The organism is Novosphingobium sp. PP1Y (assembly GCF_000253255.1).
In the GTDB taxonomy this organism is placed as follows: Bacteria; Pseudomonadota; Alphaproteobacteria; order Sphingomonadales; family Sphingomonadaceae; genus Novosphingobium.
On the sequence record NC_015583.1, the window covers coordinates 924755 to 938497 of the forward strand.

The following is a 13743-nucleotide window of genomic DNA, read 5'->3' on the forward strand; positions in this document are numbered from 1 at the left end:
GCCATGAGTACCGATGCGCTCACGTTCCAACGCGTGCCCATCCCGGAGGGGTTTCTCGACAGATTGGTCGCAAGGTTCGGTGACAATTTCGCGATCGGGGATGCGATCTGCATGCAGCATGGCGCCAGCGAGACTCATTTCGAGACTGTCTTGCCGGATGCAGTGGTTTTTGCTCGCGCGACCGATGACGTTGTTGATTGTGTGAAGCTCTGCGCCGAAGCGCAAGTCCCGCTCGTGCCGTTCGGGGCTGGCACTTCGATCGAGGGCAACACGATTCCGGTTTGCGGTGGCGTCTCGCTTGACCTCACAGGGATGGATCGGATCATTGCGGTCCATCCTGAGGATTTCGACTGCGTCGTTCAGCCCGGAATCCGGCGCGAAGAACTCAACGTCCACTTGCGGGACACCGGCCTGTTCTTTCCCATCGATCCCGGCGCCAATGCCACGATCGGCGGCATGGCTTCCACCCGTGCATCGGGCACCAATGCGGTGCGTTATGGCACGATGAAGGACGCCGTCTTGGGCCTGACCGTCGTCACGCCGCAAGGTGAAATCATTCGGACCAGCAGGCGCGCGCGCAAGTCGGCGGCAGGCTATGACCTCACGCGGCTATACGTGGGGTCTGAGGGCACGCTGGGGATCATCACCGAAATCACCTTGCGCCTTCATCCGATCCCGGAGGCCATCTCGGCGGCAGTATGCGGTTTCGAGACGCTCGCGGGCGCGGTCGATACGGTTGTTCAGTCGATCCAGTCCGGCGTGCCGCTAGCACGCGTGGAAATCCTCGACGCCATGCAGATCGCGGCAGTAAACAAATGGTCGAAACTTGACCTACCAGAATTGCCGACGCTTTTTTTCGAATTCCACGGCAGTCCCGCCTACGTTGCAGAGCAGATTGCGATCGTCGAGGCGATAGCCGGCGAAAACGGGGGGGGCGACTTTGCCTGGTCCAACCAACCCGAAGAACGCACGCGTCTTTGGCGGGCGCGGCACGAGGCGTACTACGCCACGGTCAACTTGCGCCCGGGCGCTATCGGCTGGGCGACCGATGTCTGTGTCCCGATTTCTCGCCTTGCTGAGTGCATCGCGCAGACGCGCGAAGATCTCGACGGTTCCAGTATTCCGGCCACGATCCTCGGCCATGTCGGTGACGGTAATTTTCACGTGGTCTTCTCCATCGATCCCGCTGCGGCGGAAGAGATGGCAGAGGTCGAAGCGATCAATGCGCGTCTGGTCGAACGCGCTCTGGCAATGGACGGAACCTGCACCGGTGAGCACGGCATCGGGATCGGCAAGCAGCACTGGCTTGAGGAAGAGCTGGGTGGATCGGTTGATGTCATGCGCCGGATCAAGCAGGCGCTCGATCCGCAGAACTTGCTCAATCCGGGAAAGATCTTCTCGTTGTGACCGGAAAGCCTGCGTTGTCGAGCCACCACTTCTTCGATCCCCAGTTACTGCCGCTGCTGGATGCCTTGCCGACTGTCTGGCTTGATATTGTGTCGCTCGCCGAACTGCGTTCGAACGAAGCTAGGATGCTGCTGCCTGTCGAGCCGAAGAGCGTCGATCCGGCGCGCATCGGTGTGATGGGGGAGAGCGCGGGCGGCGGACTGGTGGCGGTACTTGCCTTGCCGGCTCCCGACCGGGGGGCGCCCGCGCTCAGGTTTCAGCTGCTGACATATCCAATGCTGGACGACCGGACTTGCATAGCTCCTGAGCATCCCTTCGCCGGCGATTTCGTCTGGGCCCCGCTTAACAGCCATTTCGGATGGCAGACCCTGCTCGGCGCGGAGCCAGGCTGTCCGCACGTCTCACCTTATGTCGCGGTTGCATGCGCGCATTGCCTTTCCGGACTGCCGCAGACCTATATCGCGACCGGTGCGCTCGATTTCTTCGTGGACGAGAATCTCGAGTTTGCGCGGAGGCTGTTGGCGGCTGGGGTGCCAGTCGACCTCAACCCCTATCCGGGCGCCTTTCATGGCTTCGATCTCATGCCGGCGGCAGATATATCGCGGCGTGCGTTAGCTGACCGTCTTGCCGCGTTGCGCCGGTTCATCGAGGTCTGAGGCATGAACGCATCGATCGCTTCAGCCCCGGAGCCGCCCAGTTACTGGCGCGCGCTTCCGGGCCTTGTCCTCTTGGGGGTGATCCTTGCCGCGGGCAACTGCGCGCTTGGCGTGTTCAGTGCAATCCAGGAATCGGCCAAGGCCGAACTGCAACTTACAGATACGCAACTCGGCCTTTCGCAGGGTCTGGCGATGTCGTTGCCGCTGGCCCTTCTATCGATTCCGGTCGGCCTGGCCGTCGACCGCAGCCACCGCGTCCGGTTGCTGTTGGCTGTTTCGCTGTCCTGGACACTGGGTACGTTCCTGACTGCTTTCGCCAATGGATTTGCCATGCTGTTCATTGCTCGCTTGCTTGTGGGGCTTGGCGCGAACCTTTCGACTACCATTGCCATCTCCATCGCCGCAGACAAGTGCCTGCCCGATGCTCGCGGACGTGCGCTGCTACTGCTGACGATAGGGAAGTACGCAGGAGCCGCGCTCGCCTTCGCGCTCGGTGGCATGCTGCTGGGCTTCTTGGAGACAGCGCATGGGTACTGGGTCATGCCGGCGTGGCGCATGGTGCATTTCGTCCTCGGCATCGGCTGCCTTGTCATGAGCGGCGGCGTATTCCTTCTGCGCGAGCCTGTGCGGTTGGAAATCGGATTTGCTTCCCGAGCGCCGCTAAAGGAAGTTGCGCGCGAATTCTGGAGTTATCGCCGTTTTCTGATTCCGCTTTTCATGGGCCAGGTCGGGGTGCTGATGGCAGACGCGGCAGCGATGATCTGGGCTGCCCCGGTACTCTCGCGCAATTACGGCCTTTCCCCGCAGGATTTCGCGGGATGGATGGGGGCAGTGATATTCGCGTCGGGCCTGCTGGGCGCATCGGTGGGTGGGTTTGCGGCCGATTTCGGACATCGCAGCAACCGCCGTGGCGGAATCCTGCTGGGTGCAGTCCTTGCTTCCGCATTGTCCCTGCCCGCTGCTCTGTTCCCGGTGGCACCGGGGGCGACGGCTTTCGGCGTGGCGTTATTTGTCCTGCTGCTAGGCGGCACCGTGACCGGCCTGATTACGGCGACTGCGATGGCGGTGCTCTTGCCCAACGATTTGCGCGGCCTGTGCGTCGGCTCGTTTCTCGCGTTCGGGGGACTCATCGCCTTCGGCGCCGGTCCGGTCATGGTGACAGGCCTGAGCGCATGGTTGGGCGGAGAGGCATACCTGGCAAGTGCGCTCGCAGCGGTAGGCTTGATGGTCAGCACCTTTGGCGCCCTTGGCTTTCTGCTGGCGATGCGGGCCGCGCCGGGACCTGTAAGATAGCTCTTGTCAAACCTATCAGATAGGTGCAATTTGGCACTCGGGAGGGCACCTGATGGCCACACAATCGATTCGCCCGCAAAAGCAACGCATCGAAGTCTCAGCGGAAATGCTGTCGTTCGTCGGACCGGGGGCGGTACCCGGCGGTATATGGCCTGAAAAGAGCGTGATCTTTGCCTTCGAGGGCCTTCAGAGCGAGAAATTGCCCCTGCTGCGCTTTTGTGCCGAGGGCAGGGGGCGAGGGGAACTGGCTCAGGCTGAACTCGTGCTGGTGGTCCAACGCGTTGCCTGTCAGCGGATCTTCGGCCATCTGCCGGACCGGGCGACGACATGGCACGTTCCCAGCGACTTGCGCATGATCGGCCTTGCCATCGTTGAGTGCGAAGCATCGCCCAGCGCGCGTCCGACCTTGCAGCTTGCCCGCAGCATAGAGCTGCTCTGCCGGATATTCGCGGCAAGCGAGGAGGGGCAACTCATTCCGGCTCAGGCCAACAGCGCACTGAGCGAATTGGAGACCGCACGCATTGTTGCGGCACGCCGGATGGTTGACGAGCGCTGGCAGGAAAAGCTGACACTGGAGGGCATTGCCCGCGCCTGCTGCCTGAACCGGGACAAGCTCACACGCGGATTTCGCGCACTTTACGATTGCTCAGTGGCCGACCGGCTTGCCGAGAACCGCTTGACAGGAGCACGGCGGCTTCTGCTGGCTACCGATCTGGCGGTTTCGGAAATCGCCTATCGCTGTGGCTATCTTAACAACGCCAGCTTCGCACGGGCCTTCTCACGTCGCTTCGGTTCGGCCCCTAGTCAGATACGTCAGGGCAAGATCGCCGCATGAGTGAAAATGGTTCCGCATTGCAACGTGGTTCGCTTGTCGATCAGGCCATTGACCGCATCCGCGACTACATTCGCACTAACAACCTGAAAGTTGGAGAGGTCTTGCCCGGTGAGGGGAAGTTTGCCGCCGATTTCGGGGTCAGCCGTGCGGTGATGCGCGAGGCCTTCGGCGCACTTGCCGCTCTCCGACAAATAGACGTTGCCAATGGGCGCCGCGCACGCGTTGCGGCAATCGATGGATCGGTTATGGCGTGGTCAATCGACCACGGCGTCGCTACCGCCCAGATCACTGTTTCCGACGTCTGGGATGTGCGGCGGGTACTTGAACTGCGGACGGTCGAGTTGGCTGTATTGAACCGCAGTGACGCCGATGCAGCAGGAATTATCGCCGCCGCTGAAGCGATGGCGCACTCGCAAGCCGATCCCAGTGCACTGACAGCGGCTGATGTCGCCTTTCACCAGGCCATAGCGCGGTCATGTGGCAATCCGCTCTACTACCAGATCGTGCGCTCATTTGGCTCGCTCATGGACGAAGCCGTCCCGCGAGCATGGAAAACCCGGCAGACCGAACAGCAGCGAGGTAATATGCTGCGGATCCATCAGGAGATTGCCCAAGCCGTCGCAGGCAGAGACCGCGCTCGCGCAATCTCTGCTATGGACCTTCATTTCGATACGAGCATCGGTGACATGATGCGCGAAACCAGCGGCAAGTACGGTTGATCGTTTCGTCGTCACTGAAAATCAAATTGCCATTGCGAAGCGTGCGGCGGCTTTGTTGCACAAATCGCCCGTCGGTCAGCCGTTCAGCCGTTAAGCGGCCGATAGTTACGCAACGCGGTGAGTTTCAGGCGTTTTGAGTGCGGTGAAACTGTTGAGGATGGCGGCACGGATTTGCAGTTCGGCGACCTGACGAGGAGCGAAGCTTTCTCGAAGCTCAGGTCCGCCGCCACAAGGCGCCCCGTTCGTTATCGGATCGCTGCACAATGGCGCTGCTGTGTGCGCAAGGGCTTTAAAGTAAGGATGTAGCCGAACGCCTTGGTGTCCACGAACACACGGTAGGAAAATGGCACGGCGGTTCGCGGCTGATGGCATTGAAGGGCTAACCGACGAATATCGTGCGGGGAGACTCCGCACAGCATCGGATGCGCAGGTAGCTCGGCTGATTGAGTGCACACTGAACACCACGCCGAAGGACGCCACGCATTGGTCGATCCGCTCGATGGCAGCCGAGTCTGGGCTGTCGCACACCACAGTTCGCCGGATCTGGGGGCGTTTGGCCTGCGGCCCCATCGGTCTGAAACATTCAAGCTATCTACCGATCCACTGTTCGTAGACAAGGTGCAGGACATAGTTGGCCTTTACCTGTCGCCGCCGAACCGGGCGATCGTGCCGTGCGTGGATGAAAAGTTTCAGATCCAGGCGCTGGTTCGCCGAATTGACGCGTAAGCAATTGCGGCGCGGTGTTCACCGATCAACCGCGCAACTCGAGGGCGACATCACCGCTTTGATCGCTGCCTACAACGAAAATCCCAGGCCTTGCAAATGGGTAAAGTCCGACGACGAAATTCTCGCCTCCGTCAAACGGTTCTGCCAATAAACAATGAGCCGAACTTCGGATTCAGATGACTAGCTTGAATTAGAAGCAGGCAGCTGTTCTGCGTATGATCGCTGTTGAAGCAATGGGCTACGCGGCGGGTCAGGCCATTGTTGATTGAGTCCTCCGGCGAATGCCGTCGGGCATTGTATCGAAGCGTCGAGAACGGAAAGACAGTCTTCCGCCAATTATAAGAAAATGGCACCGATTGCCTTAACGACAGTGAAGTTGCAACAATGCGGCGGGTCACCTAGTAGTCGATCTACCTGTCCCTAATCGGGTGAACTTATGGATCGCATTGATGCGATGAAGGTCTTCGTGGCGGCGCTCGACGAGGGTAGTCTCGCTGGTGCGGGGCGCAAGCTGGGCAAATCGCCCGCTGCAGTCAGCCGGGCGATCGTGTTCCTGGAAAACCATGTCGGCGTCGAGTTGCTTCACCGCACCACACGATCGCTCAAGCTGAGCGAAGCGGGCGAGCGCTATGCCGTCGCCTGCCGGCGCGTGCTGACGGACCTGGAGGAAGCCGACATCCTCGCCGCAGGCGACCGTGCCGCGCCGCGCGGAGTACTCACGATCACAGCATCGGTGACGTCCGGCGAGGGTGTTCTCAGACCGATCATCGACGCCTTCATGGATGAATTCCCCACTGTCAGCGTGCGGCTCCACCTCCTCGATCGGCCGGTCAACCTGATTGACGAGGGCATCGATCTTGCGCTGCGCATCGCGCATCTGCCCGATTCAACTCTCATCGCCATTCGGGTTGGCGAAGTGCGAAAGGTCGTGGCTGCCGCTCCCCGCTATCTCGATGCGAACCCTTTTATTCGCGAACCGGCGGACCTTTCGCAGCATCAGATCGTGGCGATGACCCATTTCGGCATCGACAGCTGGACTTTTCCTCCACTCGTAGGACAGGTCGCAAACCGCACGGTGCATTTTACCCCGCGATTGACGGTCAATACGATTCGTGCCGCAGTTGACAGCGCCGTTGGCGGTCACGGCGTGACACGGATGTTCTCCTACCACATTGTGCCTCAGTTACATGATGGCTCATTGCAGTTGCTGCTCACCAATGATGAGCCGGAGGCTATTCCGGTGCACCTCGTAGCGCCGCATGGCCGCCTACAGGTGCCAAAGGTGCGCGCCTTCGTCGATTTCGCAGTCCCGCGCTTGAAAGCGCACTACGCGCGGTTGGCAGTCGCCTGCGGAAATGGGAACATTCAACCGGGAATCGGAAGAGTGTCTTCCAGTTAGCGGCTATTCGCTCGATTTCCGAACAAGCCTAGATGACTGATCACTGGCCATGAGCCGGGAGTTCAACTTCATTCATCGAGGTTTGCCATGAGTAACGCAAAGAAAGTCGCCGTCATTACCGGCGCATCGCAGGGCATCGGTAATGCCCTCGTGAAGTCCTATCTCGACCGAAATTATCGCGTTGTCGCTACGTCGCGTTCAATTAAGCCATCTGCCGACCCTGACGTGCTCACCATTGCCGGCGATATCGGGGATCCCGGCACCGGTCCGCAAGTCATTGCTAAAGCAATGGAACACTTTGGGCGTGTGGACACTTTGGTAAACAACGCCGGCATCTTCGTTGCCAGCCCGTTCACGAAATACACCGCCGAGCAATATGCCCAGGTCATTTCGACCAATGTCAACGGCTTCTTCTTCATCACGCAGGCTGCAGTCGAGGCGATGGAACAGCAGGGCAGCGGCCATATCGTCAGCATCACTACCGCGCTGGTGCAGCATCCGCTGAGTCAGGTGCCTTCGGTCCTTGCATCGCTTTCAAAAGGCGGGATTGCCGCTGCCACGCGCAGCCTGGCGATCGAATACGCGGCACGCGGCATCCGGGTAAATGCGGTGGCGCCCGGGGTAATCAAGACGCCGATGCACGCACCCGAAACGCATGACTTTCTCGCCGCGCTGCATCCGGTCGGCCGGATGGGCGAAATCTGCGACATCGTGGGCGCCATCCTATACCTTGAAGGTGCAGGTTTCGTGACCGGCGAGACGATCCATGTCGATGGCGGCCAGCAGGCCGGGCACTGACAATCGCTGTAGCGAAGGAGTTACGTCATCATGCCGATGGTTACTGTGCAGGTTACCCGCGAAGGTACCGAGCCCGGCGCCGATCACGTCACGGCTGAGCAGAAGGCCGCGATCTATCGGGGCATGAGCCAGGTGCTGTTCGATGTGCTGGGAAAGCCGCCGGAATGGACCTGGGTCGTGTTCCAGGAAGTCGAATTGGAAAATTGGGGCTGGGGCGGCATGCCCGTCGCCGACTACCGCAAGGTGCTCGCGGAAAAGTCCGGCTGATCGAATGTAGGAGCTTTGCCGGGCGGCAAGGGCTTATGGCCGTCGCCCGGTCTCCTTTCGAAATGAAGGGATGTCACATGTCTCAATGCCAATTTCCCTCTCTCCTGACTCGTCCTTTGTTCACCATGACGGTCGCGGTCGAGAACATGCACGAGCCGGGCGGTCCCGGTGGTGCGGGGCTGCGTGTTGCCAATATTTCTGGTGGTTCATTTACCGGGGACCGCCTGAGTGGAATCATCTTGTCCGGCGGTATCGACTGGCTGACAGCACGCGGCGATGGGGTAACGTTGCTTGACGCGCGTTTCGTGATCCAGACAGATGACGGCGCGCTGATCGCGATGGCCTTTACCGGCAAGCGCCACGGTCCTGCCGACGTGATGGCGGCCCTTGCCCGGGGCGAGAAGGTCGATCCGGCAATGTACTATCTGCGCATCGCACCAAGCTTCACCACGGAAAGCCGGCCCTACACCTGGCTGAACGGTGTGCTGGCCGTCGGTACCGGCGACCGCCGGCCGGAAGGGCCAGTCTATCAGATCCATGAGATTCTTTGAGACCGCTTCGTCCCAGCCAAAGAGTAGAACAGCCATGACGAGTTCATTAACCTGCGGCATCCATCACCTGGGCCTTGCTGTGCCGGACCTGGACGAGGCCGAGCGCTTCTTCGTGGAAGGTCTTGGCTGGAGCGTCGTCGGTAGGCGCCCCGATTATCCTGCCGCCTTCGTATCGGATGGTGCGATCTTGCTTACCCTTTGGCGCATCGCCAATCCGGCAAGTGCCGTCGCCTTTGACCGGCGCACGAATGTGGGTCTTCACCATCTGGCGTTGGCGGTCACAGATGAAGCGGCGTTGATGACAGTTTTCGATCGTGTGTCTCAGTATCCCGGCGTCGAAATAGAATTCGCGCCGGAACCCAACCGTCCGGGGGCTTCCACTCTTCATTTCATCTGCTCCATGCCGGGAGGCATTCGTGTCGAATTCGCAACCCTCAACACGTAAGCCGGTGAGCTTCGAGGCAGCTCCCCCTGGTGCTGCCAAGGCCTCCCCCGCCATATGGCGGCTGCTGCTTCCGGGGCTTAGCGCAAGCCTCATCGGTATCGGTCTGGCGCGCTTTGCCTATACGCCGATGCTGCCAGCACTCATATCCGGCGGCTGGTTCAATGCCGGTCAGGCCAGTTATCTCGGTGCCGCCAATCTTGCGGGATACCTGATTGGCGTAGTCGGCGGCGCGCTGGCCATGCGCCATGTTGGTGCGCCTCGGCTGCTGCGCGGCGCCATGGTGGCCGCCACCCTGTCATTTCTGGCCTGCGCATGGCCGGCCGGGTTTTTCTGGTTCCTGGGCTGGCGCCTGCTTTCCGGGATTGGCGGCGGGATCACGATGGTCCTGGCGGCACCCGCGATCCTGCCTCACACTCCGCCGCATCGGCACGGCATCGTCAGCGGCGCCATATTTCTGGGCGTCAGCCTCGGGATCGTGCTTTCGGGCACCGTCGTTCCCTGTCTGCTACGATTAGGACTGACGCCGACGTGGTTGGGGCTGGCGATAATCTCGGCCTTGCTGACTGTCGCGGGCTGGAACGGCTGGGTCGAGCCCTCAGGCAAGGTGCCGGCTTCAGCCGCGATCACGCCTCAACCGCTTCCCGTGCGGCAATTACGCCTGCTCTACCTGGCCTACGGCCTTAACGCCTTCGCGCTGGTCCCGCACATGCTGTTCCTGGTCGATTACGTCTCGCGCGGGCTCGGGCGCGGGCTGGAGAGCGGCACGCACTTTTGGGTAATATTCGGCCTCGGCAGTCTCGCCGGTCCTCTGATCGCGGGCCGGACGGCGGACAGGAACGGCTATCGCAGCACGCTGTTATCCATGCTGGTGATCGAAGCGGTCGCGATCGGGCTGCCCGCGTTCCTGTCCGCATCGGTTGCCCTGGCGATCTCCAGCTTCGTGACGGGAGCCTGCACGATCGGCATCGTTCCGGTGGTGCTGGGCCGCACGCGCGAGATACTGCGCCACTATCCCGAGGCACAGACGGCGGCATGGCGAAGCGCGACAACCTCCTTCGCACTCTTGCAGGCTGCAGGCGCCTATCTGTTTTCGTTCCTGCTCGATTGGTCGGGCGGCGACTATCGGCTGATCTTTGCTATCGGGTCGGCCGCTATGTGGACGGCGTTCCTGACGAACATGTCGAAGCGCTCGCTCGCTGATACACAGAAGATGCCCTCCTGAAGACTCCCGATCGTTCCGGCCACGCGTCCTTTATCCGCAGATCACTTTCACCGTGTCGCGCGCAAGTTGTCTCAGCTCATCGCAAGTCACACCGGCGCGCGCGCGGATGGCAAGCGTGTGCAAGGTCGCGGTGGCCAGCTTCGCGAGGGTTGCGACATCGGCATCCTGCGAAAGCTCACCGGCCTCGCGCGCCAACTCTAAGCGCGACTTGAATGCGGCATCGAGCATGGCGGTTCCCGCGCTGATCGTCTCCCGAATTTCGGAATCGTCGACGGCCTCGGTAATCGCGGTCCCGACGACGAAACACCCGCGCGCGTCATTCTCACTGGTAAAATACAGCGAAAGCGAAGCGTCATAGGCACGCAGCAGTGCCTCCTTCAAGGTTCTGCCTTGAAGCGCCTCTCGCATGAGGGCGGACTTGTATTCCCAATAGCCCTGAAGCGCCGCGAGATAGAGGGCGTGTTTGTCTCCGAACGCCGCACTCAGGCTGGGGCGGTTCATCCCGGTCGCGGCGGAAATTTCATCCAGCGACGTGCCTGAATATCCGTGCCGCCAGAAGACGTCCCTGGCCTGTCGCAAGGCCTCGACCGGATCATAGGCGCGGGGCCGTCCCCTGCGCTTCGTTTGCTGGGATTCCGCTTTTTGTACCATATCGCATAAAATCCTTGACGTTGGGTCTCGCGCATCATATTTATGCGACATAGTACAAAATTCAAGCCCGATGGGAACGACCTATGCAACTCGAAATGGCAGACAGCCGCCCGGCGGCCGACAATGCCCCGATTTCGCAAAGCCAATTGGCGCACCATCTCCAGGAGGAAGGTGCCAAACCGGCGAAGACTCCGGCCGGTGTGAGCCCGCTCCATCGCTTTCGCCGGCCTTTGCTCGTCGCCGTTCCCGTGCTGATCGCTTTGGCATGTGGCACCGCTTATCTGGCCGAGAAGCCGTATGTCTCGACGGATGACGCCTATGTCCGCGCGACCAAGGGTTCTATCAATGCGCGCGTTTCCGGGCAGGTCGTGGATATTGCGGTCAGGGACAATCAGCTCGTCCGCAAGGGCCAGTTGCTGTTCCGGATAGACCCCGAACCTTACCAGGTCGCAGTGGCGCAGGCCGAGGCGCGCCTTGCCAGCGCGATGCTCGAAGTCAGGGGCCTCAAGGCCAACTACCGCCAGCAACTGGCGGAGCTCCAGTCAGCAAAGGACGCGGCGGCATTCGACGCGCAGGAATTTGACCGCCGAAAGAACCTGCTGGCGTCGGACTTCACCTCGCGCGAGGACTTCGAACGTGCCGAAAAGGACTTTAAAGTTGCCCACCAGCACATCGTCGCAGCGCAGCAGCAGGTTTCCAGTACTGTCGCCGCGCTGAACGGGAATCCGGGCATTACGCCCAGCGAGCATCCGACGGTTCGTGAGGCCAAAGCTGAACTCGACAGGGCCAGGCTTAACCTCTCCTATACCAGGATCTATGCTCCGGAAGACGGGATCGTCACCAAGGTCGATGACCTGCAACTGGGCGACTTCGTCAATGCCGGGGCGCCGACGTTTGCGATGATGTCGGCCCACCATATCTGGGTCGAAGCGAACTTCCGCGAGACTGACCTCACCAACATGCGGCCCGGTCAGCCTGCAACGATCGAGGTCGATGCCTATCCGGGCCATCCCTTCAAGGCACATGTCACGAGCATGAGCCCCGGCACGGGCTCGCAATTTGCACTGCTTCCGCCCGAGAATGCGACCGGCAACTGGGTCAAGGTCGTCCAGCGCCTGCCCGTCCGGCTGGAATTCGACGCCCCCGATGCCAAGCGGCCACTCTACGCAGGCATTAGCGTCACCGCGCGGATCGACACTCGCGATAACCTGCGGCACGTCGCATCGGCGGATGGAGCAGAGCGGTGAACGCCGCGCCCGCCCCCAGTCCCACGGCAGAAGGCCAGCGGACCGTCGCAGTTGCGGCGCTGTTTGCGACCTATCTGCAGGCGGTCACGATTTCGATCCCCAACGCGGCGGTGTTCCATATCGGCGGCGCCTTCTCGATGCAGGACGATGAGATCGGATGGATCTTCACCTCCTACATCGCCGCGAGCGCGGTGGTCTTCCCGATGGCCCGCTGGCTGGCGGGCAGATTTGGTCGGAAGACCGTCTTCCAGACATCGCTGGCGATATTCGCAGTGGGTCTGCTGCTTGCCGCGCAGGCAACGACGTTGATGCAATTCCTTGGCGCGCGGATCGTCCAGGGCGCGGCGAGTGGTGCGCTTGCGCCGCTGTCCTTGGCCATTCTCCTCAACGACCTTCCGCCGCACAGGCATAACCATATCGCTAAGGCATCTACGTTCGCGGTGCTGCTGGGCATCCTGAGCGGTCCGGCCATTGGCGGCTGGCTCAGCGAATATTATGGCTGGCAGTCAATCTTCTACGCCTGCCTTGTCGCGAGCGGCCTGGTCTTCCTCGCCATGGGCCTTTCGCTCGGTGAGATGAAGGCGGAAAAGAATGCGCCGTTCGACTTCTTCGGTCTCGCAACCCTGTCGTTGGGCATGGTCGGACTGCAGATGGTCCTCGATAGAGGAGAGCGCCTGGACTGGTTCGCCGCGAACGAAATCCGACTTGAAGCGATCGTGGCCGCGCTCGGCTTCTGTCTCTACGCCGTCCACATCCTGACCACGCGCGCGCATTTTCTCGACAAGGCGCTGTTCAGGGACCGCAACTTCGTCCTGTCCACGATCATGTTCTTCGCTTTCGGCTTCGTTCTGCTGCCGACGGTAGCCTTGACCTCGCCCATGCTGGAGGAACTGCTGGGGTATCCGGCGGACACGACCGGTTACATGACGATCCCGCGCAGTCTGGCGCTTCTGGGGGGCTTGGCTCTCGCCTGGCTGATGCCCAGGCGGATCGACAACCGGCTGCTGCTGGTCATCGGCGCCGCGCTCGTCATTTACGGCAATTGGCGGATGATCGGATATTCGCCGCTGATGGACTGGTGGCCGGTGGTCGCGGCGGGCATGTTCCAGGGGGCCGGACTTGGCCTGCTGATGCCCACGCTGACCAAGGCCGCATTCAGCACGCTTGACCCGGCACTGCGCCCGGAGGGCACGGCACTTTTCAATTTGGCGCGGCTCTATGGAAGCACAATTGGCGTCGCGATCGTTCAGCTCTATTTCTTCAACAACACGCAGGCGATGCACCTGGCGCTCGCCGGCCATGTCACGAGCCACGCCGTTTCCGTCCAGGCTCCCGGTTTCCTCTCCCGCGCTGGCCTTGGCGTTCTTAATGAAATGATGACCGGTCAGGCGGCGGCGATCGCCCTGTTCGGCCAGTTCAAGCTTTTGATGATCGCCATGCTTATCGTGAGCCCGCTCGCCTTGCTTCTGCGCAAGCCGAGCCCGGCCGCGACTCTTTCCGGAGCAGGCAAATGACATACACGATCCC

14 protein-coding genes and 1 pseudogene are annotated in these 13743 nt (G+C 61.2%); 14 read left to right on the forward strand and 1 reads right to left on the reverse strand.

Annotated elements, in window-relative coordinates; all coding sequences use genetic code 11:
* Positions 1 to 3: 3 nt before the first annotated feature.
* The 12 genes and pseudogenes from PP1Y_RS05090 to PP1Y_RS05145 all read left to right on the forward strand — a co-directional run bounded on the left by PP1Y_RS05090 (position 4) and on the right by PP1Y_RS05145 (position 10318).
* Positions 4 to 1407 carry an FAD-linked oxidase C-terminal domain-containing protein gene (locus PP1Y_RS05090; RefSeq protein ID WP_013837015.1) on the forward strand — a complete coding sequence of 468 codons (1404 nt, stop codon included), beginning with the start codon at positions 4 to 6 and terminating at the stop codon, positions 1405 to 1407.
* A complete protein-coding gene (locus PP1Y_RS05095) occupies positions 1404 to 2063 on the forward strand; it encodes an alpha/beta hydrolase (RefSeq protein ID WP_051009967.1) in 660 nt (219 codons plus the stop codon). Before PP1Y_RS05090 ends, PP1Y_RS05095 begins: the two co-directional genes overlap by 4 nt.
* Before the next feature lie 3 nt (positions 2064 to 2066).
* Positions 2067 to 3356: an MFS transporter gene (locus PP1Y_RS05100; protein ID WP_013837017.1), complete on the forward strand. Its 1290-nt coding sequence runs from the start codon at positions 2067 to 2069 to the stop codon at positions 3354 to 3356.
* Between the two features lie 52 nt (positions 3357 to 3408).
* The gene (locus tag PP1Y_RS05105; protein ID WP_148274844.1) at positions 3409 to 4191 is read left to right on the forward strand and encodes an AraC family transcriptional regulator; all 783 of its coding nucleotides are present in this window, start codon (positions 3409 to 3411) and stop codon (positions 4189 to 4191) included.
* On the forward strand, positions 4188 to 4910 hold the full coding sequence (locus PP1Y_RS05110; protein WP_013837019.1) for a FadR/GntR family transcriptional regulator: 723 nt from the start codon (positions 4188 to 4190) through the stop codon (positions 4908 to 4910). The genes PP1Y_RS05105 and PP1Y_RS05110 overlap by 4 nt, the downstream gene beginning before the upstream one ends.
* A 191-nt stretch (positions 4911 to 5101) precedes the next feature.
* Positions 5102 to 5787: pseudogene (locus PP1Y_RS05115) on the forward strand (IS630 family transposase); the annotation flags it as partial.
* 285 nt (positions 5788 to 6072) lie between these two features.
* A complete protein-coding gene (locus PP1Y_RS05120) occupies positions 6073 to 7035 on the forward strand; it encodes a LysR family transcriptional regulator (RefSeq protein ID WP_013837021.1) in 963 nt (320 codons plus the stop codon).
* A gap of 87 nt (positions 7036 to 7122) precedes the next feature.
* Positions 7123 to 7833, forward strand: coding sequence for an SDR family NAD(P)-dependent oxidoreductase (locus tag PP1Y_RS05125; protein ID WP_013837022.1), 711 nt, complete (start codon positions 7123 to 7125; stop codon positions 7831 to 7833).
* Between the two features lie 30 nt (positions 7834 to 7863).
* Positions 7864 to 8100: a 4-oxalocrotonate tautomerase family protein gene (locus PP1Y_RS05130; RefSeq protein WP_013837023.1), complete on the forward strand. Its 237-nt coding sequence runs from the start codon at positions 7864 to 7866 to the stop codon at positions 8098 to 8100.
* Between the two features lie 125 nt (positions 8101 to 8225).
* Positions 8226 to 8651 carry a DUF3237 domain-containing protein gene (locus tag PP1Y_RS05135; RefSeq protein ID WP_232512374.1) on the forward strand — a complete coding sequence of 142 codons (426 nt, stop codon included), beginning with the start codon at positions 8226 to 8228 and terminating at the stop codon, positions 8649 to 8651.
* A gap of 34 nt (positions 8652 to 8685) precedes the next feature.
* Positions 8686 to 9096 (forward strand): VOC family protein, encoded by a 411-nt coding sequence (locus PP1Y_RS05140; protein ID WP_013837025.1) that lies wholly within the window; start codon positions 8686 to 8688, stop codon positions 9094 to 9096.
* Between the two features lie 4 nt (positions 9097 to 9100).
* On the forward strand, positions 9101 to 10318 hold the full coding sequence (locus PP1Y_RS05145; protein WP_013837026.1) for a YbfB/YjiJ family MFS transporter: 1218 nt from the start codon (positions 9101 to 9103) through the stop codon (positions 10316 to 10318).
* A 30-nt stretch (positions 10319 to 10348) separates the two neighbouring features.
* Here the strand turns inward: PP1Y_RS05145 and PP1Y_RS05150 are convergent, their stop codons facing one another.
* Positions 10349 to 10969 (reverse strand): TetR/AcrR family transcriptional regulator, encoded by a 621-nt coding sequence (locus PP1Y_RS05150; RefSeq protein WP_013837027.1) that lies wholly within the window; start codon positions 10967 to 10969, stop codon positions 10349 to 10351.
* Between the two features lie 83 nt (positions 10970 to 11052).
* Between PP1Y_RS05150 and PP1Y_RS05155 the strand changes: the two genes are divergently transcribed.
* Positions 11053 to 12216 carry an HlyD family secretion protein gene (locus PP1Y_RS05155; RefSeq protein ID WP_232512275.1) on the forward strand — a complete coding sequence of 388 codons (1164 nt, stop codon included), beginning with the start codon at positions 11053 to 11055 and terminating at the stop codon, positions 12214 to 12216.
* Complete coding sequence (locus tag PP1Y_RS05160) at positions 12213 to 13730, forward strand: DHA2 family efflux MFS transporter permease subunit (RefSeq protein WP_013837029.1); 1518 nt, start codon at positions 12213 to 12215, stop codon at positions 13728 to 13730. Before PP1Y_RS05155 ends, PP1Y_RS05160 begins: the two co-directional genes overlap by 4 nt.
* The last annotated feature ends 13 nt before the right edge of the window (positions 13731 to 13743 follow it).